Annotated in this window: 15 protein-coding genes; 5 read left to right on the plus strand and 10 right to left on the minus strand. The window is 75.1% G+C overall.

The window, feature by feature from the left end; genetic code table 11:
* The first annotated feature begins 29 nt into the window (after positions 1 to 29).
* The 4 genes from RMN57_RS29380 to RMN57_RS29395 all read left to right on the plus strand — a co-directional run bounded on the left by RMN57_RS29380 (position 30) and on the right by RMN57_RS29395 (position 4,493).
* Positions 30 to 1,217 carry an acyl-CoA dehydrogenase family protein gene (locus tag RMN57_RS29380; RefSeq protein ID WP_313766299.1) on the plus strand — a complete coding sequence of 396 codons (1,188 nt, stop codon included), beginning with the start codon at positions 30 to 32 and terminating at the stop codon, positions 1,215 to 1,217.
* Positions 1,218 to 1,424: 207 nt separating this feature from the next.
* Entirely contained in the window at positions 1,425 to 2,303 is an 879-nt protein-coding gene (locus tag RMN57_RS29385; RefSeq protein ID WP_313766300.1) for an alkaline phosphatase family protein, read from the plus strand.
* Positions 2,304 to 2,517: 214 nt separating this feature from the next.
* The gene (locus RMN57_RS29390; RefSeq protein ID WP_313766301.1) at positions 2,518 to 2,988 is read left to right on the plus strand and encodes a hypothetical protein; all 471 of its coding nucleotides are present in this window, start codon (positions 2,518 to 2,520) and stop codon (positions 2,986 to 2,988) included.
* Positions 2,989 to 3,155: 167 nt separating this feature from the next.
* Positions 3,156 to 4,493, plus strand: a complete 1,338-nt coding sequence (locus tag RMN57_RS29395; protein ID WP_313766302.1) for a multidrug effflux MFS transporter — start codon at positions 3,156 to 3,158, stop codon at positions 4,491 to 4,493.
* A 124-nt stretch (positions 4,494 to 4,617) separates the two neighbouring features.
* On the opposite strand, the gene RMN57_RS29400 is transcribed toward RMN57_RS29395, so the two are convergent.
* Positions 4,618 to 6,363 (minus strand): glycosyl hydrolase family 18 protein, encoded by a 1,746-nt coding sequence (locus tag RMN57_RS29400; protein ID WP_313766303.1) that lies wholly within the window; start codon positions 6,361 to 6,363, stop codon positions 4,618 to 4,620.
* 825 nt (positions 6,364 to 7,188) lie between these two features.
* On the opposite strand from RMN57_RS29400, the gene RMN57_RS29405 reads away from it, so the two are divergent.
* The gene (locus RMN57_RS29405; protein WP_313766304.1) at positions 7,189 to 8,499 is read left to right on the plus strand and encodes a hypothetical protein; all 1,311 of its coding nucleotides are present in this window, start codon (positions 7,189 to 7,191) and stop codon (positions 8,497 to 8,499) included.
* Positions 8,500 to 8,668: 169 nt separating this feature from the next.
* Here RMN57_RS29405 and RMN57_RS29410 read toward each other — a convergent pair whose 3' ends face one another.
* The 9 genes from RMN57_RS29410 to RMN57_RS29445 all read right to left on the minus strand — a co-directional run bounded on the left by RMN57_RS29410 (position 8,669) and on the right by RMN57_RS29445 (position 18,031).
* Positions 8,669 to 9,289 carry a hypothetical protein gene (locus tag RMN57_RS29410; protein WP_313766305.1) on the minus strand — a complete coding sequence of 207 codons (621 nt, stop codon included), beginning with the start codon at positions 9,287 to 9,289 and terminating at the stop codon, positions 8,669 to 8,671.
* 189 nt (positions 9,290 to 9,478) lie between these two features.
* The gene (locus tag RMN57_RS29415; RefSeq protein ID WP_313766306.1) at positions 9,479 to 10,447 is read right to left on the minus strand and encodes an ABC transporter substrate-binding protein; all 969 of its coding nucleotides are present in this window, start codon (positions 10,445 to 10,447) and stop codon (positions 9,479 to 9,481) included.
* A gap of 85 nt (positions 10,448 to 10,532) precedes the next feature.
* A complete protein-coding gene (locus RMN57_RS29420; RefSeq protein ID WP_313766307.1) occupies positions 10,533 to 11,210 on the minus strand; it encodes an ABC transporter permease in 678 nt (225 codons plus the stop codon).
* Positions 11,207 to 11,875, minus strand: coding sequence for an ABC transporter permease subunit (locus tag RMN57_RS29425; protein WP_313766308.1), 669 nt, complete (start codon positions 11,873 to 11,875; stop codon positions 11,207 to 11,209). Before RMN57_RS29425 ends, RMN57_RS29420 begins: the two co-directional genes overlap by 4 nt.
* Entirely contained in the window at positions 11,865 to 13,004 is a 1,140-nt protein-coding gene (locus RMN57_RS29430; RefSeq protein WP_313766309.1) for an ATP-binding cassette domain-containing protein, read from the minus strand. Before RMN57_RS29430 ends, RMN57_RS29425 begins: the two co-directional genes overlap by 11 nt.
* A gap of 404 nt (positions 13,005 to 13,408) precedes the next feature.
* Positions 13,409 to 13,783, minus strand: a complete 375-nt coding sequence (locus tag RMN57_RS29435; RefSeq protein ID WP_380233531.1) for a rhodanese-like domain-containing protein — start codon at positions 13,781 to 13,783, stop codon at positions 13,409 to 13,411.
* A gap of 5 nt (positions 13,784 to 13,788) precedes the next feature.
* Complete coding sequence (locus tag RMN57_RS29440) at positions 13,789 to 14,361, minus strand: cysteine dioxygenase family protein (protein WP_313766311.1); 573 nt, start codon at positions 14,359 to 14,361, stop codon at positions 13,789 to 13,791.
* A 193-nt stretch (positions 14,362 to 14,554) separates the two neighbouring features.
* A complete protein-coding gene (locus tag RMN57_RS37130) occupies positions 14,555 to 14,632 on the minus strand; it encodes a putative leader peptide (RefSeq protein ID WP_374209156.1) in 78 nt (25 codons plus the stop codon).
* 54 nt (positions 14,633 to 14,686) lie between these two features.
* On the minus strand, positions 14,687 to 18,031 hold the full coding sequence (locus RMN57_RS29445) for a hypothetical protein (RefSeq protein WP_313766312.1): 3,345 nt from the start codon (positions 18,029 to 18,031) through the stop codon (positions 14,687 to 14,689).
* Positions 18,032 to 18,366 lie beyond the last annotated feature (335 nt).

Raw genomic sequence — 18,366 nt, forward strand, 5'->3', positions numbered from 1 at the left:
GGTACCCGCCGAGACTACAAGGAGCTTCAATGGCGAAGCCGACCCGGATCGATCCGGCCGACCTGCTCGCCGTCGGCGACATGCTCACCGACGAGGAGCGGCTGATCCGCGACACGGTGCGGAAGTTCGCCGACGAGCGGATCCGCCCCCACGTCGGCGACTGGTTCGAGCGCGGCGTCTTCCCGGCCCGCGAACTCGCCCCGGAGCTGGGCGCCCTCGGCGTCCTCGGGATGCACCTCGACGGCTACGGCTGCACCGGCTCCACCGCGGTGGCGTACGGCGTGGCCTGCATGGAGCTGGAGGCCGCCGACTCCGGACTGCGCAGCTTCGTCTCGGTCCAGGGCTCGCTCGCCATGCGCTCGATCCACGCCTACGGCTCGGAGGAGCAGAAGCAGCGCTGGCTGCCGGGCATGGCGGCCGGCGAGCTCATCGGCTGCTTCGCCCTCACCGAGCCCGACTTCGGCTCGGACCCGGCCAACATGCGCACCCGGGCCCGCCGCAAGGGCGGCGAGAACGGCGACTGGGTGCTCTCCGGCTCCAAGATGTGGATCACCAACGGCAGCATCGCCGACGTCGCCGTCGTGTGGGCGCAGACGGACGAGGGCGTGCGCGGGTTCCTGGTCGAGCGCGGCACCCCCGGCTTCACCGCGAACGACGTGCACGGCAAGCTGTCGCTGCGCGCCTCGGTCACCAGCGAGTTGGTGCTCGACGAGGTCGTGCTGCCCGCCGACGCCGTCCTGCCCGGGGTGACCGGCCTGCGCGGGCCGCTCTCCTCCCTGGGCGAGGCCCGCTACGGCATCCTCTGGGGTACGGTCGGCGCCGCCCGCGACTGCTACACCACCGCGCTCGGCTACGCCAAGAGCCGCATCCAGTTCGAGCGCCCCATCGCCGGCTTCCAACTCACCCAGCAGAAGCTGGTCGAGATGATGCTGGAGGTGGAGAAGGCCTACCTGGTCGCGCTGCGGATCGGCCGGCTGAAGGACGAGGGCGCGGCCCGCCCGGCCCACATCAGCTTCGGCAAGCTCAACAACGTGCGCGCCGCCCTGGAGATCGCCCGCAGCGCACGCACCGTGCTCGGCGCCAACGGCATCACCACCGAGTACCCGGTGCTGCGGCACGCCAACAACCTTGAGTCGGTGCTCACTTACGAGGGCACCAGCGAGATCCACACCCTCGTCCTCGGCGAGGCCATCACCGGCGAGTCGGCCTACCGCTGACCCGCCGGCGCGGCCGCGGAGCGCCGACCCGGCGCTCCGGGGCGGTGTTGGGGCCCTTCCGGTGCGCCCGCCGGGTGTCCGACACCGGCCGGACATCCGGCGTTCCGGTTGCCGACACGTCCCGGACCGGCAGTGCGTGGAACATGTCGCGGTCGGCGTGGCCCCGGAGCGGGGGCGCCGGCCGCGCCACGTGAAAGGAACCGCGCCATGTCCATACCTCCGCTGCCGCGCCCCCGGGTCCTCGTCGTCGGCATCGACGGCGTCCGGTACGACCTGCTGGACCAGGTCCCGATGCCGCGGCTCACGGAGGTGGCCGAGGCCGGCTTCCTGGCGCCCGTCACGGTGGCCGACTCCACGCCCACCATGTCCGGCCCCTGCTGGGCCACCATCGTCACCGGGGTCGAGCCCGCCAAGCACGGTGTCTGGGGCAACCACCTCGGCGGCAACCGCCTGGACGTGTTCCCCGACTTCGCGACCCGCCTCGCCCGGCAGGACGGCCGCCGTACCTTCGTCGCCGCCGGCTGGGACCCGCTGATGATCAAGGAGTCCGGCGGTCCGCTGTTCCGCGCCCCGGGCCGCCTCTCCTACATCGCGCCCGCGGCGGACACCCCCGAGGCCTGGGAGGCCGTGGACGAGGAGGTCACCCGGGAGGCCGTGCACGTCCTCGCCACCGCCGACCCGGAGGCGTCCTTCGTCTACCTCGGCGCCGTCGACGAGACCGCGCACTTCCTCGGCTGCGGCGAGGAGTACCGGGCGTCCATGCGCACCGCCGACGAGCGCCTCGGCCGGCTGCTCGGCGCCGTCCGCAGCCGCCCCGGCCACGCCGACGAGGCGTGGACGGTCATCGTGGTCACCGACCACGGCCACGTCGACGCCGGCGGCCACGGCGGACGCACCCCCGAGGAGCGCACCGCCTGGGTGGCCTGCGCCGGCCCCGGCATCCCGGCCGCCCCGCCGATCGGCGAGATCCGCCACCCGGACGTCGCCGCCCAGGTGTACGCGGCACTCGGTCGGCCCATCGACCCGCACTGGACTCTGGACGGCCGCCCGTTCCCGGTCGCGCAGCCCGCTCCGGCGGGAATCTGACCGCACCGGCGCACCCGGGAACCCCCGGGCCGGTGCGCCGCGTGTACCTCTGAAGGCGGAGGCCGTACCCCCACGGTTGGAGGAACGGTCGCGACCTCGTGGTGACGACCCGACAGGCGGGTCGGCCCCAGGATGGAACCATCGCCGGCCCGGGAGCACGGGCCAGGTGGCACGGACATCGGACAGAGAGGGCACGGCGGGCATGAACGGCATCGTGAGCAAGGTCGCAGTCGGGGTCGCGGGTACGGGTATGGCCGTCGCCGTCGCGGCCATCGCGATCGGCCCGCGGGTCTCCGACTGGTACGACGGACGGCACCAGGAGCAGACCAGCTACGCCAAGGGCAGCGACGCCAAGGCGGACCGCCGCTCGATGCCGTCCTGGCTGCCGGACAACGCCACCTCGGTCCACTACCTGATGTCCACCACCGGGGACGACCGCCTGCTGCGCGCCACCCTGCCGGACGGCCGGCTGCCCGCCGGCTGCACCGTGGGCACGCCGGCCCGCAGCGTCCACCCGATGCCGGCGAGCCTCAAGGCCGGCTGGTTCCCGGAGGGCGTCGCGGCCAGGACCACCGGCAGCTGCGGGCACTACACCGTCACCCTGACGGGCAACCAGCTCTACGCGTGGCAGGACGGCGCCGCCGTCCAGGCCGCCTTGCGGGCGGGGCACCAGGCCAAGCACTGAGCCCCCGTCGGGCCGCGCCCGCGGCCCGGCGCGGCAGGGCACAGCAGGGGAGGGCGGACCGGCCGCCGCGCTGAGCCGCGCGGCGGACCCCGGGTGTCGCGGACCGGGCGCGCTGCGGTAGGACGGAGCGAGGAGAAACCCACCCGCGCCGTCCCGTGAGGAGCCCCATGCCTGGTCCGACCGCCGGCCACCCCGACCCCGCCGGCGACACGTCGACCGCCCCCGCCACCCCCGCCGGCCCCGGAACTCCCGCCCCCGCCGGGTCCACGCCCGTCGGAGCGGCGGCCGCCGCCCCCGGCCGCGGCACCGTCGCCGTCCTGGGCGGCCTGGTCGCCCTCGGCCCGCTCACCACCGACCTCTACCTGCCCGGCCTGCCCGCCATCGCGCAGGACCTCGCCGCCGAGCCCGCCGCCGTCCAGCTCACGCTCACCTTCTCGATGCTCGGCGTCGCCGTCGGCCAGCTGGTCCTCGGACCGCTCAGCGACCGTCTCGGCCGCCGGCCGCCGCTGCTCGCCGGCCTCCTCGTCTACACCCTCGCCAGCGCCGTCTGCATCGTCGCGCCCAGCCTGCCCGTCCTGGTCATCGGCCGGTTCCTCCAGGGCGCCGCCGGGGCCGCCGGCCTGGTCGTCGGGCGCGCCATCGCCCGCGACCGGTTCGAAGGGGTGGCGATGCTCCGCTTCCTCGCCTCGATCAGCCTGATATCCGGGCTCGCCCCGATGCTCGCGCCGTTCCTCGGCGCCCAGCTGCTCCGCGTCACCTCCTGGCGCGGCACCTTCGGCGCGCTCACCGCGCTCGGCCTGCTGCTCGCCCTGGTCGCCTTCGGCGCCCTGCGCGAGACCCTGCCGCCCGCCGCCCGCCACCGCGGCGGCCTCACCACCACCCTGCGCACCATGGGCAGCCTCCTGCGCGACCTGCCCTTCCTCGGACTGCTCCTGACCGGCACCTTCGCCTTCGGCTCGCTGTTCGGCTACATCAGCGGCTCCTCGGTCGTGCTCCAGCACGTCTACCACGTCTCACCGCAGACCTACGGCGTGCTCTTCGGCCTCAACTCGCTGGCCATCGTGGCCGTCACCCAGCTGAACGGACGCGTCCTGGCCCGCCGCTTCACCCCCGGCGCGCTGATGCTGGCCGGCCTCGGGGCCGCCGTCGCCGCCGGCGCCGCGCTGCTGCTCGTCACCACGGTGTGGGACCTCGGCCTGCTCGGGGTCTGCCCGGCCCTCTTCGTCCTGATGGGCAGCTTCGGCATCGTCCTGCCGAACACCGCCGCGCGGGCCCTCAGCCTGGTCGCCCCCCGGTCGGCCGGCTCCGCCTCGGCGCTCCTGGGCACCGGCAACTTCCTCTGCGGCGCCGTCGTCGCCCCCCTCAGCTCCCTCGGCGGCCGCCCCTCCGCGGCCCTGCTCGCCACGGTCGTCCTCACCTGCGCCCTCCTCTCCGCCGCCTCCTACCTCCTCCTCTGCCGCCCCACCACCGAGGCCCCCGCCCCCGCCCCCGCCCCGGCCACCTGACCCGGGGCCCGAACGGGGCGTCGGCGCTGCCCGGGGGCGTGCCGAACGTGCCGCCGGGGGCGCCGCGTGGGTGGAGCGCGGCGCCCCCGGCGGGGTGTGCGGGTGGGGGTGTGCGGGGCGGGCGTCAGGCGAGGGTGAAGTCGTCGCCGTAGACGCTGCCCTGGCCGTACCAGCCGTGCAGGTAGACCGTGACGGTGCCGGAGGAGCCGGTGGTGAAGGGGACGGTCAGCTTGGTCCAGCCCGAGGCGTTGGCCCAGGTGCTGGCGGTGGCGCCGCCGCTCACGCCGAGGTAGGCGTAGCTGCCCTGCACCCAGCCGCTCAGCGTGTACGAGGTGTTGGGCTTCAGGGTGACGGTCTGCGCGCACTGGCCGGTCTGGGCGGAGCTCGTCGCCGCCTGCAGGGCGTGCGAGCCGGAGTGGGCCGGGGTGGAGACCACCGCGCCGCCGGTCTGGCAGGTCCACGGGGCGAGGCCGCCGGTCTCCAGGCCGCCGTTGACCAGTCCGCCGGTGGGCGGTGTGCCGCCGGTGACGGTCAGGTTGAACGTGCCGCTGTGGCTGCCGGACGGGGCACTGCCGGTCACGGTGAGCGGGTAGGTGCCCGCGGTGGCCGCGGACGTGGTGCTGACCGTGAGGGTGGCGGTGCCGCCGGCCGTCACGGTGGCGGGGGAGACGGTGGCGGTGACGCCGGCCGGGGCGCCGGTGACGGCGAGGTTGACGGACTGGGCGGAGCCGGCCGTCACGGCGGTGGAGACGGTCGTGGTGGTGGACGAACCGGCCGCCACCGTGGCCGAGTTGGGGCTCAGGCCGACCGAGAAGTCGTTGCCCGGCTGGGTGTTGCCGGTGAACGGCGCGAAGATGTGCGTGAAGTCCCAGGTGCCCTGGCTGATCCCGGAGCAGTCGTCGCGGCCGCCGGTGCCCGGGCAGCCGCCGTTGTCGCGCTGCAGGGCCCAGAAGGAGAGCGTGTTGATGCCCTTCGAGACCGCCCAGTTGTAGACGGTGGTCGCGTTGGCCACGGTGAAGGTCTCGGCCGGGCCGAAGTCGTCGATGCCGAGCATCTCGGTGATGCCGATGGAACCCCACAGCTGGGCGGGGGTCTTGGCCGGGTAGAGCTTCGCCAGCTGGTTGTAGAGGCCGGTGGCGGCGGTCTGGGTGTCGGCGGCCATGTCGTGCGCCGCGTTGTCGTAGTAGTCGAAGGTCATCAGGTTGACGACGTCGATCCGGGCGTTGTTGCTGACCGCGTTCTTCAGCACCGCGAGGCCGCTGGCGGCCAGACCGCCGGTGGTGGTCGGCAGCGTGTAGGAGAACTGGATCGAGCGGCCGTTGGCGGCGGCCCAGTCCTGGACCAGCTTGATCGCCTTGTTTCGGCGGTCGATGCCGCCCGTGTTGGTCAGCGAGTTGTCCTCGATGTCGAGGTCGATCCGGCTGATGTCGTAGGTGGTGATGACGTTCTCGAAGGCGGCCGCGATCTGGTTCACGTCGGTGCAGCTGTCGGCGAGTTCGGTGCCGGTGTTGTCGGCGGTGTAGCCGCCGAACGAGGGGATCACGTCGCCGCCGTTGGCCCGGATGGTGGCGATGTCGGCACCGAACGAGGACGACGCGACCGGCAGCGAGGTGTCGCCGTTCCAGTAGGGGGTGCAGGATCCCTTGGCGGCGGTCTGCAGGAACGCCATGGTGAGGTGCTTGGCGCCGGACTGGGCGGCGAGCGTGGCCGGGCTCTGGCCGGTCCAGGCCTCGAAGTACGGGGCGAAGACCCGGGTCGGCAGCGGGGTCGCGGCCTCGGCCGAGGACGCCCCGGTGGCGACCAGCCCGGCCGAGGCGGCGAGCGTGGCACAGGCGGTGAGGGCGGCCTGGATCGTTCTGCGTAGACGCATGGGTTCTCCAACGGGTCTGGTGGGGCCGGGTGTTGGTGAAGTGCTGAACTGCGCTGCGAGGCAGTGGTGTTGCGGGGGCGGCAGCGGAGGCGGCGTGCGTGGGCGTGCGGACGTGCGAGCGTGCGGACGTGCGGACGTGCGGCTGTGCAGGCGTTCAGGATGCAGGCGTGCGGGACCTCGGGCGCGTGGGCGCGACGGAGCGCAGGTGTGGCCGTGCGGCCGCGGGCGGCCGTGCGGATCGGGGGTGGAGCGGAGCAGGGCAGGGCGATGCCTCAGCCGCCGGTGGTCACACCCCCACAGTGCATCCCGGTCGGATCGACATGCCTATGGTTGGACTAGACCACTTCTCTGTCAAGAGTCCTGACAGTTCGTCACCGCACGGGGCCGGCCGTCGTCGGGCGGACAATCCGCTTGCGGGGCGCGCCCTCGTTCGGACATCATCGGCCCCATGCGTGACCTCGACAGGAAGGGCGGCCACCGCCCGGGCAAGTGAGCCGACCGGCCGCCGGCGAGCGGCGGCCTTCGTCCGTAGGCACCTGCGCGCCACCGGAAGTCCGCGCCCGCCTTCACCTCTCCGCGCCGCGCCCGCCTTCACCTCTCCGCGCCGCGCCCGCGGCGGCCCGCGCCGGGCCGGCATCGCTGTGTCCGCATGCCCGCCACGCCGTGCCGACGTGTCCTGAAGCGCAGCTGCGAGGGGCGGTGCCGCCCACCCTTCGTACGTTGCACCCGGGGTGTGGTTGTGTACCCGCCCGGGCCCCGGTGCCGCCCCGCCGTTCGTTCCGCCGTTCGTTCCCCCTTGTTCGACTGCCCACTGGAGGTAACCCTGTGACGACGACCCCGCTCGACACCGCCCGGAGCCTGATCGAGGCCGGCGACCCGACGGCGGCCCTGCGCGAACTCCGTTCCGCCGCCGCCGAGGTGCCCGCCGCCCAGGTCGCACCGCTGATCGAGCGGATGGCCGCCGACAGCGGCTTCGACGACCTCGCCGAGGCCGCCCGCACCCTCGCCGCCGAGCCGGCCCACCCCGTCGCCCTCTACCAGTACGGCTACGCCTGCGTCGGGCGCGGCGTCGCGTTCCTCGCCGTGCCCGCGCTCACCGAGGCGCTGCGCCTGGCGGCCCCGCAGCGCGGCGGCCTGCTCGCCGGGGCGCGTGGCCGCGCCGACGAGCGCCTGCCCATCCTCTCCGAACTCGCCGTCGCCCTGGAGGACGAGGAACGGCACGCCGAGGCCGTCGCGGTCCTGCGCGAGCACGACGGGCTGCTCCGCGACTGGCCCGAGCGCTACCTGCTCGCCTACAACGCCCTGATGGCCGGCGACGCCGCCGCGGCCCGGGCCGCCTTCGACCGCCTGCCCGCCGACGCCGGGGAGTGGCAGCCCGCCGCCGACCGGCTGCGCCGCTCGCTCGACCGCGCCGGGGCGGTCGTCGCCGCCGCGCAGCCCGACGACCCCGACCCGCTCCACCACCGGGCCCTGCGGGCCTGGCACTTCGTCCTCACCGGCGGCGTGCTCGCCACGCTCTCCCCGTACGGCTACAACGCAGGGATGGCCGGCCGCTACGCCTTCGTCCAGCCCGGATACGAGCTCTGTCGGCAGGGCCTGGAGCGGCTGCAGCTGATCACGACGGCGACGGGGACGGTCCCGCGCTCGGTGTCCCTGCTGCCCGGGCGGGCGGACCGGGCACTGGGGCTGGCCGCCGCCGAACTGTTCGGCCTCCCGGCGCAGGCCTACCGGCCGGGCGTGGCGGACACCGTGGTGGTGGCGCACAGCCTGCGGGACCTCGACGGCGAGCTGCTCACCGCACTGCGCGAGCGGGCGCCGGGCGAGGTGCTCTACGAGCACGCCACCTGCTGGACCACCCCGCCGGCCGTCTCCGCGGACGTCACCGGCCTGCTGGCGCAGGTGGCCCGGGCGCCGTGGGAGCCGCTCGGGGGAGAGCCGGACGAGCGCCCGGCGCAGGAGCTGGCGAAGGACATCGTGGCGGCCGACCCCACCCCGATCGAGGGTGACGGCGAGACGCCGCCCGACCCGGACGCCGGACTCGCCGCGTTCGCCCGGTCGGTCGGCGACCGCTGGCTGAACGGGCCCCGTGACCGGTGCCGTTCCACCGGTCCGGTGCGCAGCTCCCGCTTCGCCTGATCCGCCGTCGAAGTGGCGTGACAGCGGCGTGACAGGGGCCGGACCGGTGACCTTCAAGACGCTCGGGGGCGAAGGGGGCCGCGGCCGCGCGGATCGTCGCGCGGCCGCGGTGGCCCGGTGCTCAGGACACCGGGCCGTTCGGGGCGGCCGTTCGTCGCGGCCGATCGGCTCAGGCCGGCGGGCAGAGGGTGGCGCGCAGGGCGTCGATGATCTTCTCGGCCTTCTCGGGGCCGAAGCCCTGCGGGTGGGCGGCGTCGGTGAAGCGCTGATCGGCCAGCTCGACGAGCTTGGACCTGTCCTTGGGGAACTGGTACATCGCCTGGCACTGGTTGCGCGCCCGGTCGACGGCCTGATCGGGCTTGCCGCCGACGATCGCCGGGTCGATCGCGTTGAGCGCCTCGACCAGTTTGGCGGTGACGTCGCTGCCCGGCTTGGTGGGCAGCCCGGCATCGGCGGGCGGCGCGGGCTTGGGCGGGGCCGGGGTGCCCGGGGCGTCGGGGGCGCCGGGCGAGGCGGAGCCCGCGGCCGGCCCGTCGGAGGCACCGGCGGCGGGGGTGCCCGGGGCGGGCGCGGCCGGGGTGGACGCGGCCGGGGTGGATGCGCCCGGGGCCGGGGTCGCGGTGGTGCCGGCGGCCGTGGCGGCGGCGGAAGCGGTGGGGGAAGCGGTGGCAGAAGCGGTGGGGGAGCCGCCGGTGCCGGCCGCGGAGGTGCCGGAGCCGGAGCTGGAGCAGGCAGCGAGGCTCACCGCGGCGAACGCCGTGAGGGTGGCGGCGAGGAGACGAGTGCGCATTCCGCCACACTGTCATGTTCGCGCCGCTCAAGGGAAGATCCCCGGACGGGCTCGTGCCGCGCGCCGGTGGGGCTCCCGCTGGGCCCGATGGGCTTCCGCCGCGCCCCGGTGGGCGTGCGCCGCCCCCGAGACGGGGGGCGCCCCGGAGGTGCGGGCGGTGGCCCGGGGGCGTCCCCGGGCCACCGCCGGTCAGACCAGGCCGTTGGCCTTCAGCCACTCCTTCGCCACCGCCGACGGATCCTCCTTGTCGACGGCGACCTTCTTCATCAGCCCGAGCAGGCCCGCCGTGTCGAGCTTGGCCGACACCGCGTTGAGCGCGGCCGTCGCCTTGGCGTCGACCCCCGCCTTGTTCACCAGCGGGGTGATGTTCTGCGCGCCGAAGAGGTTCTTCGGGTCGGCCAGCGGCACCAGCTTCAGCTGGGAGATCTTCGGGTCGGTGGAGAAGACGTTGCCGACCTGGACGGCACCGTCCTTGACCGCGTTGGCGGTGGTGTCGCCGGTCGGCTTCCACTCCTTGAACGTCAGCCCGTAGACGTCCTTGAAGGGCTGCTCCTGCCGGGACTTGAACTCCGGCGGGCCGCCGATGGTGAGCTCGCCGGCCTTCCCCGCCAGGTCGGCGATGGTCTTCAGGCCGTACTTGTCGGCCGTCTCCTGGCTGACGCTCAGGGTGTCCTTGTCCTCGGCGGGCGAGGAGTCCAGGATCGCCAGCGAGGCCGGCAGGGTCTTCGCCAGCGCCGCATCGACCTCGTCCTTGGTGGGGGCCGAGGCCTTGCCGCCGAGGTAGGCGAGCAGCGCGCCGTTGTACTCGGGAAGCACGGTCAGGCTGCCGCTCTGCAGCTGGCCGTAGAGCACCTCGCGGCTGCCGATGTTGAACTTCTCCTCGACCTTGACGCCCTTGGCCTTGAGCGCCTGCGAGTAGATCGAGCCGAGCAGCACGTTCTCGGGGAAGTTGGCCGAGCCGACCACCACGGTCGAACCGGAGGAGCCCGAACCGGCCGTGCCTCCCGAGCCGGCGGCCGGCGCGGACGAGGAGCCGGCACCGAGCGGGTCGGAACCGGAGGAGGAGCAGGCGGTGGCGCCGAGCGCGAGTGCGGCCAGGGTGCCGAGGACGACGGCCCGGCGGCCGAGGGCCGGTCGGAGGGGGGCAGGAGTCGACATGGTGACAGATGTCCTTTCCAGGGCGTGGACGAAGTGGGCAGCGTGAGCGGACGTCGGCGTCGTGATCGGGCTGCCGGGGGCGGAGTCAGCGGGCCCGGCGCTGGGCGCGCAGTCCGGGCGGGAGCGCGAACCGGGCGAGCACGGTGAAGAAGAGCTGGGCGCCGACCGCGAGCAGCACCACCAGCAGCGCCCCGCCCGCGGTCAGGGCGAAGTCGCGGGTGGCCAGCCCGTCGATCACGTACCGGCCCAGCCCGCCGAGCCCGACGTACGCGGCGACCGTCGCCGTCGCGATGACCTGCACGGTCGCGGTGCGGAACCCGGCCAGCAGGGTCGGCAGCGCCGACGGCAGGCAGACCTGCCGGAGCACCTGGGGGTGGGTCAGCCCCACCCCGCGCGCGGCGTCCCGGACGTCGGGGTCGGTGCCGCGCACCCCCTCGACGGCGGCCACCAGCAGCGGCGGCACGGCCAGCGCGACCAGCGGGACCAGGACGGCCGTGTCGCCGACCCCGGCGAGCAGCACGGTGAAGGTCACCAGGCCGAGGGTGGGCAGCGCGCGGGTCGCGCCGGCCAGGGCGGTGACCACGGCGGTGCCGCGCCCGGTGTAGCCGATCAGCAGACCGAGCGGGACGGCCAGCACCGCCGCGTAGAGCAGCGCCTCGCCGGAGAACACCAGGTGCTCGGCGATCCGCTGCGTGATCGCGTTCGGACCGGTGCGGCGGTCGGGGGAGGAGAAGAAGTCGCCCAGCCAGGAGAGCCAGTTCACCGGACCGCCCCCTTCTCGCGGACCGCCCAGGGCGCGAGCAGCCGCCGCGCACCGAGCAGCAGCAGGTCCACCGCGAGCGCCAGCGCGGCCGTCAGTGCGATGCCGGCCACGATCGGGGTCGTGAAGGTGCGCTGGAAGCCGTCCATGAACAGGTAGCCGAGGCCGCCGCGCCCGATGAGGGCGCCCACGCTCGCGAGCGAGATGCTGGAGACCGCCGCGACCCGCAGCCCGGCCACCAGGTAGGGCACGGCGGCGGGCAGTTCGACGGCGGTGAGCCGGTGCCACGGCCCGTAGCCCATGGCGGTCGCCGCCTGCCGGACCGGCTCGGGGACGGCACGCAGCCCGTCCACGGTGGTCGGCAGCAGCACCGCGAGCGCGTAGAAGGTGAGCGGGATCATCACGGTGGCCTGGGTGGCCAGCCCGGTGTAGGGGATGAGCAGCACGAAGACGGCCACCGCCGGCAGCGCGTAGACGACGTTGAAGACGGTGGCGAGCGGCTGGTAGAGCCGGGGGAACCGGGCGCAGGCCAGGCCGAGCGGGACGGCGAGCAGCAGGCCGATCAGGACCGGGAGCAGGGCGAGCACGGCGTGGTCGGCGAGCAGGCCGCCGAGGTAGCCGAGGTGGTCGCCGATCCAGTACCAGCGGACGATCGGTTCATCGTCCACGGCCCGCTCCGTCCTTCGCGGCGGCCTCGTCCTTCGCGGCGCCGTCCTTCGCGCCGGCCTCGTCCTTCGCGTCGGCTCCGTGCGCGGTGGTGCCCGGCGCGGCGCCGAGCGCGGTGAGGACGGCCTCGCGGCTCGCCGTGCCGGTGGCCCGGCCCTCGCCGTCCAGGGCGACCGCGACCGCGGCCGGCGACAGGACGGCGGCGTCCAGCGCGGTGCGCAGGGTGTCGTTCTCGGGGTGGAAGCCGGCCACGGGGTGCAGGGCCGCGGTCGCGGCGTCGCGGTCGATCCAGCCGATCGGGCGGCGCTCGTCGTCCAGGACCAGCTCCCACCCGCCGTACCGCAGTCCGGCCGAGAGCGGGCGGACGGCGATGTCGCGGGCCGGGCGCAGGCCGAGGCCGCGCAGGCCGCGGTCACGGCCGAGGAAGGCGGCCACGCCGTGGTCGGCGGGTGCGGTGAGCAGCGTGTGCGGATCGGCGAGCTGGGCGATCCGGCCGTGCTCGCGCAGCACCACGACCTGGTCGCCGAGCCGGACGGCCTCCTCGATGTCGTGCGTCACGAACAGGACCGTCTTGTGCAGCTCGGACTGCAGCCGCAGCAGCTCCTCCTGGAGTCCGGCGCGGACCACCGGGTCGACGGCGCTGAACGGCTCGTCCATCAGCAGCACCGGCGGGTCGGCGGCCAGCGCCCGTGCGACGCCGACCCGCTGTTGCTGGCCGCCGGAGAGCTGGAACGGGTAGCGCTTGCCGGTCTCCGGCGCCAGTCCGACCAGCTCCAGCAGCTCGGCGGCGCGGGCGCGGGCCTTCTTCCGGTCCCAGCCGAGCAGGTACGGGACGGTGGCGACGTTGTCGATCACCCGCCGGTGTGGGAAGAGCCCGGCCTGCTGGATCACGTACCCGATGCCGCGGCGCAGCTTGGCCGGCTCCAGCTCGGCGACGTCCGTGCCGTCCAGCAGCACCCGGCCCGAGGTCGGTTCGACCATCCGGTTGACCATGCGCAGCAGCGTCGTCTTGCCGCAGCCGGACGGGCCGACCAGCACGGTTATCCGCCCGGTGGGCACGTCGAGGTCCAGGCCCTCGACGGCGATGGTGCCGTCGGGGTGGCGCTTGCCGGCGCCGTCGAATCTGATCACGGGGAGTTTCCTCGTCTCGGCGCCCCCGGGGTGCCGGCGGCGCCGATGGTGTCGGTTCTGTCAGTCTGTCGATCGGTCAGTCGACTGCGGTCGTGGGTTGGTGGCGTCTTGTCGACAAATGACAGTACGTGGTGCGGTCCTCTTCGTCGGGTGACGTGTTCGGGCGTTCTTCCGCCCGCGTGGCTGCCCAGCATCGGACCGGCGGAAACTCTGATCAGCCTATGACCTGGATCATCTCCTGTCGCCGATTTACCGTCCGGTGGATGCCTTACGGGTGCCTTACGGGTCCCCTGTGCGTGCCTGTGCGTGCCTGGGCGCGCCTTGGGCGGCCGATGGTGACCGCGGGTGACCGCCGGGACCTGAGGCCGGGTCGGGTCAGGCGCCGCCGGCCGCCCTGCGGAGCGTCAGGTGCCCGGCCGGGTCGGCAGTCCGGCGGCGGCCCAGCCCACGAACCCGCCGTCCAGGTCGGTCGCCCGGTGCAGCCCCAGCTCGCGCAGCGAGGCGGCGGCCAGGCTGGAGGCGTAGCCCTCCGAGCAGACCACGATCACCTCCAGGTCGTACCCCGTCGCCTCCGGGATCCGGTGACTGCCCGTCGGGTCTAGGCGCCACTCCAGCACGTTGCGCTCGATCACCAGCGAGCCCGGGATCCCGCCCTCGGCGGCGCGCTGCGCCGCCGGCCGGATGTCCACCAGCAGGGCGCCGGACTGCTGCGCCCGGTGGGCCTGCGCGGGTCCGGGCCGGCGGATGCCCGCGCGGGCGCGTGCCAGCAGGTCTTCGATCGTGGTCACCACTGCTCAGGTCCTTCCTCGGAGGTGCGGACCAGGCCGCCGGCCCGCAGTTCGTAGTGCGCCATGGAGCTCAGCGGCGGTGAGTAGGCGTGCAGGGTGACGGCCGGGCCGGCGGCCGTGTTGCGGACGTCGTGCACGTACTCCGGGCCGAACGCGCGGGCGGTTCCGGCCGGGAGGCGGCGCACCAGCAGGCCCCGCTCCGGGCCGCCGAGCGAGAGCTCCTCCAGTTCGCCGAGCGCCACGGTGAACGCGCCGCGTGCGCCGCCGTGGTCGTGGAACCCGGTGGACTGGCCCGGCAGCCAGCTGATCAGCCAGACCTCGTGGTCCTCGTCGGCCGCCAACCGCCGGTACCAGCGGTCCTTGGTGGAGAGCCGGACGTGGTGGATCCACCGGTCCGGCCGCTCGGCCAACTCGCGGACGATCCTGCTCAGGGCGGCCGGGGTGAGCGGGGCGGCCGGGGTGAGCGGGGCCCGGGCCGCGGCGGGTCCGGCCGTTGCGCGGCCGGGCAGCGCTGTTCGGGCCGTGGTGGGTGCGGTGGCGGAGAGCTCGGTGACGAGGTCCGGGGTCATGGGAGTGTCCTCGGGGAAGGCGTGGCGAGCGGATACGGAACGCGGCCGGTTCGGGTGCGGCGGACACGGCTGCGGGAGTGTCCGGCGCAGACAAGTGGTGCAGGGGTGCGCCGGACGGACGCGTCAGGAGTGCGGGTGCGCGGCGCGGGCCCTGGGGGACGTCACAGGGCGGAACCGGCGGGGAAGGGCAGGGTCAGCGGGCACAGATGGAACTCGCCTGGCGTCGCAGATCGACGTGCAGGCGGCAGACCAGAGTGGTGCCGGAGTCCATGTGCGGGATCCTTCCCGACGCGACAGCCGGGAGTCAAGCGCGCTCGCGGCCCCGTCACCCCTCCGCGGGGCGTCGCGGCGCGGGCGGTGCGGGTGCGGACGGCCCGGTCACCGGCCACGCAGCCGTCGGTGACGTGGGCTCCGACGAGGTGGGACGCGACGAGGTGGGCTCCGAGGACGTGGGCTCCGAGGACGTGGGCTCCGAGGACGGGCGGACCGGTGGTGCGGGCGCGGCCGGTGCCGGGAGCGGCGACGAGGGTCCCGTCGGCGCAGCCGGTCCGGGGCCGGTCAGGACCGCCTTGAGGACGGGGGCGGCCAGCTCGCCCAGATGGCGGCCGAGCGTCTGGTAGGCGTCGAACTGCCGGTGGTCGAACCACTGGTCGCCGGTGCTGTCGTTCGGGAAGGCCGGGTTGGCCGCCGCGTAGGCGTGCAGTTCGTAGGGCATGTCGGGGGTCAGGACGGCCTGGACGACGACCAGCGTGCCGAGGTGGCGTCCGTCCGCCCCGCCGCGGCTCCCGCCCACCGGATCGGTGTGCTCGTCGCTGTACTCGTCCTCCGGGAGGTCGAGCGGGCCCGGGTAGCGGATGGTCCCGGTGATCACCGCCCGGGCGGAGAACCGGTCGGCGAGCCGCGCCGCCAGCCCGCGCAGCGGCGGTCCGGCCGGCCCGCCCCGCTCGCCGAGGCTGCCGGGGATCAGCAGCTCCGGCTCGTGCAGGGTGATGGTGATGCCCAACTCCTCGCGGGCCAGCGTGATGGCGGCCGCCAGGGTGGCGGCGAGCGGGGCGTCCCCGCTGGCGTCGATGCAGACCGCCGTCCGGACGCCGTGCCGGAGCAGCTCGACCAGCCCGAGGTTCTCGTAGTGGCCGCCGTCGGTGGTGAGCAGGAACCGGTCGTCCATCGGGAAGCGCCCGCACAGCTCGCGCAGTTGGTAGGGCAGCCGGCGGACACCGGGCTGCGGCGCGTGCCGCCAGTCCCGGTCGGGTGCCCAGAGCGGGTCGAGCGCGGCCGGGTTGGGCAGCCAGGTGCCGAGCCTGGCGTTTGTGACCGCGAACAGTCCTTGGTAGGCGCGGGACTGACGCCCCATGGCCGAGGAGAACGCGGCGCCGGAGACCGCCATCGCGGACTGGACGGTGAGGTCCCGGGCGATGTGCCGGCGGGTGCGCCGCTCCAGCAGGTCGGTGCGGGCGTAGCCGACGTCCGGCCCGCCGACGTAGTCGTGCGAGAAGGTGAACGACACCGCGCGGCGCCCGGGCGGCGTGCGCGAGCTGCCGGACAGGTTGGCCGCGGCCGCGAACACCACCTGCGGGAAGCCCGGGTGGCGGGCGCCGTAGTGGCTGAGCCGGGTCTGCTCGCGGAAGAAGTGGTACGGCCGGGCCAGCACCTCGCCGTCCTCGGTGGAGCGGCGGACGGCGAACGCCGAGGCGAGCCGGCGCCGGTAGAACGGGTGCAGACTCATCCAGGTCTGGTCGAGGTTGAGGCCGACCGTCGCCAGCACGAGCGGCAGCAGCACCTGCACCGCGACCGGCCAGGCGTGGCCGGTGGCGACCGCCCAGCCCAGCGCCAGCAGCGCGCCCACCGCCAGCGTCCCCAGTGCGGCCCAGACCACCAGGTACTGGGTGACCTTGGCGCCGAGGCCGCCGCCGACGCGCCGGGCGCCGCTCACCAGCCCGCCGAGCGCCGCCGTCCCGAGCTCGATGGCCCGCCGACTGTGCCACAGTATGCCGAGCAGCAGGGCGAGGTAGCTGAGCAGCACGGTGATGCTCAGGCCGGCGCCGGTCTGCCGCGCACCCACCGCGAGCGCCTGCTGCAGCGCGACCGCGCCCCAGGCCAGCCCGGGCACCACCAGCACTCCCGTGGCGACCAGCCCGGCCAGGGCCAGGGCCCCGTGGCCCAGGCGGCGCAGCGCACGCGGCAGCAGGGTGTTCCAGCCGAGCAGCGAGAAGGCCAGCAGCCAGAGCAGCCAGCAGACCGCGGCGGCGGTGAGCAGCCCCACCAGGGCGAGCACGGTGGGCGTCCGGACGGACGGCGGGCCGAGCCGGGCGGCCCCGCCGGTGCGCAGGCCGACGGCGGCCAGGGCGTCGAGGTCGGCCAGCGGGACGAGGTGGTAGAAGCGGCTGAGCGCGAGGCCGAGGACGAGTATGGCGGCGAGCAGCAGCGTCAGGGCGGCGACCAGGCCGCGCAGCAGGGTGCCGAGGGCGACCAGCCACTGCCCGGAGCCGTCCGCCAGGTACTTGGCGTGCCGGCGGAGGTGGTCCTCCTCCGGCGAGCCCGGCGCCAGCGCGTCGGCCGCGGTGAGCCCGGAGACGGCGTGCACCGCGCTGCCCGGCGCCGAGTCGCAGAGGGCCAGTTGGAGCGCGCCGACGGCGTACCCGCCGCCGGAGACGGAGACCAGGTAGCGGGACCGCATCAGCCAGGGCCGCAGGACCTGGAGCGCGCCGAGGGTGACGCAGGCGGAGCGGATTCCGCCGCCGGAGGCGCAGAAGCCGAGCGCGGCGTGCTCCCGTCCGGGCGGCACCAGGGCGCCGTTGCGCCAGCGGGCCTGGTGGTCGAGCGGCCGGTGCGTCCGCCGGCCGGGCGGCCAGCGCCCGCCGTGGGCGGTGGCCACCGGCCAGGGCGGGATCAGCGCCGGCCCGGGGGAGCGCCCGTCCGCCGGCGCGCCGGATACGGCGTCGGGCGCGGGGCGGGCGTCGTCGCCGTCCGGCGTGTCGCCCGCCGGGTGGCCTGTCACGCCGTCGGCCACGCCGTCCGTCACGCCGCACGCCGTGTCGTCCGCCGGGTGGCCTGTCAGGCCGTCCGCCGTGCCGTCCACCCCGCCGCCCGTCGTGCCGTCCGGTTGGGGTGGGCGCCGCAGGAGGGCGCGCACCGCGCGGTGCAGGGTGACGGCGACGACCACCGCGGCGGCCGCCCCGGCGGGCAGGAGCAGCAGCCACTTCACGGTGCTGAGCGCCGCCGCGGCCGCGAACGGCGCGTCGGAGCCGCCCGGCCCGACCGGCCGGCCCGGACCGGCCGTACCGCCCACCCCGTCCAGCCCGGTGGCGAGCAGCACGTCCTCCGCGACGTCGCAGGCGCCCGCCAGCAGCCCGGCGCCGCCGGCGGCGAGCGCGGTGAGCCGCCAGTGCGCCCGACCGAGCACGTACCGGCCGAGCAGCCCGGCCGCGACCAGGGCGAGCGTGTACCCGGCGATCAGCCACCCGTCCGCCGCCAGCGCGGCGCGGTACTGCGACACCCGACCGTCCACCACGGCCGCGGCGGCCGCGCGGGTGCCGGCCAGCTGCAGGGCGACGTCCCGCACCGCCGGGGCCCACCGTGCGTACAGCAGCGCCCCGAGCGCCGCGGGGACGAGCACCGCGAGCCCGAGCACCACCCCGGCCCACGCCGGAACCGGACGCCCTTCGCGCATCCACGATCCAGCCGCCACGCCCACCTCCCCGTGCACCCCGGGACCACGACGCCCTCGACCGCACGCGCGGGGTGCCTCCCGGGCCGGCAGGGGCGGCGGGCGGAGCACTCGCGCATCACTCTCGGGTGCGCCCCGGTGACGGACCGGAGCAACGTCGTGGCGCGTCCTACCCCGTTGCGCAGTACCTCGTGCACGGATTCATCCGAATGAGTAAGGAGAACGCTCCCGGGGTAGATGACCGTTTCATCCCACCTACTCGCCCCAGCGTGTCCGCGCAACAAGATCGCCCCAGTCGCCCCGCGTTCGACGTATTGTCAGGCGACCGAGGCCGGGCC

Origin of the sequence: Kitasatospora sp. CM 4170, assembly GCF_032110285.1 — a bacterium.
GTDB classification, from domain to species: domain Bacteria; phylum Actinomycetota; class Actinomycetes; order Streptomycetales; family Streptomycetaceae; genus Kitasatospora; species Kitasatospora aburaviensis.

Excerpts from the sequence above, each read along its gene's own strand:
- RMN57_RS29380 (WP_313766299.1), top strand. The coding sequence starts at position 30 with ATGGCGAAGCCGACCCGGATCGATCCGGCCGACCTGCTCGCCGTCGGC.
- RMN57_RS29385 (WP_313766300.1), top strand. The coding sequence starts at position 1,425 with ATGTCCATACCTCCGCTGCCGCGCCCCCGGGTCCTCGTCGTCGGCATC.
- RMN57_RS29395 (WP_313766302.1), top strand. The coding sequence starts at position 3,156 with ATGCCTGGTCCGACCGCCGGCCACCCCGACCCCGCCGGCGACACGTCG.
- RMN57_RS29400 (WP_313766303.1), bottom strand. The coding sequence starts at position 6,363 with ATGCGTCTACGCAGAACGATCCAGGCCGCCCTCACCGCCTGTGCCACG.
- RMN57_RS29410 (WP_313766305.1), bottom strand. The coding sequence starts at position 9,289 with ATGCGCACTCGTCTCCTCGCCGCCACCCTCACGGCGTTCGCCGCGGTG.
- RMN57_RS29415 (WP_313766306.1), bottom strand. The coding sequence starts at position 10,447 with ATGTCGACTCCTGCCCCCCTCCGACCGGCCCTCGGCCGCCGGGCCGTC.
- RMN57_RS29440 (WP_313766311.1), bottom strand. The coding sequence starts at position 14,361 with ATGACCCCGGACCTCGTCACCGAGCTCTCCGCCACCGCACCCACCACG.
- RMN57_RS37130 (WP_374209156.1), bottom strand. The coding sequence starts at position 14,632 with ATGGACTCCGGCACCACTCTGGTCTGCCGCCTGCACGTCGATCTGCGA.
- RMN57_RS29445 (WP_313766312.1), bottom strand. The coding sequence starts at position 18,031 with ATGCGCGAAGGGCGTCCGGTTCCGGCGTGGGCCGGGGTGGTGCTCGGG.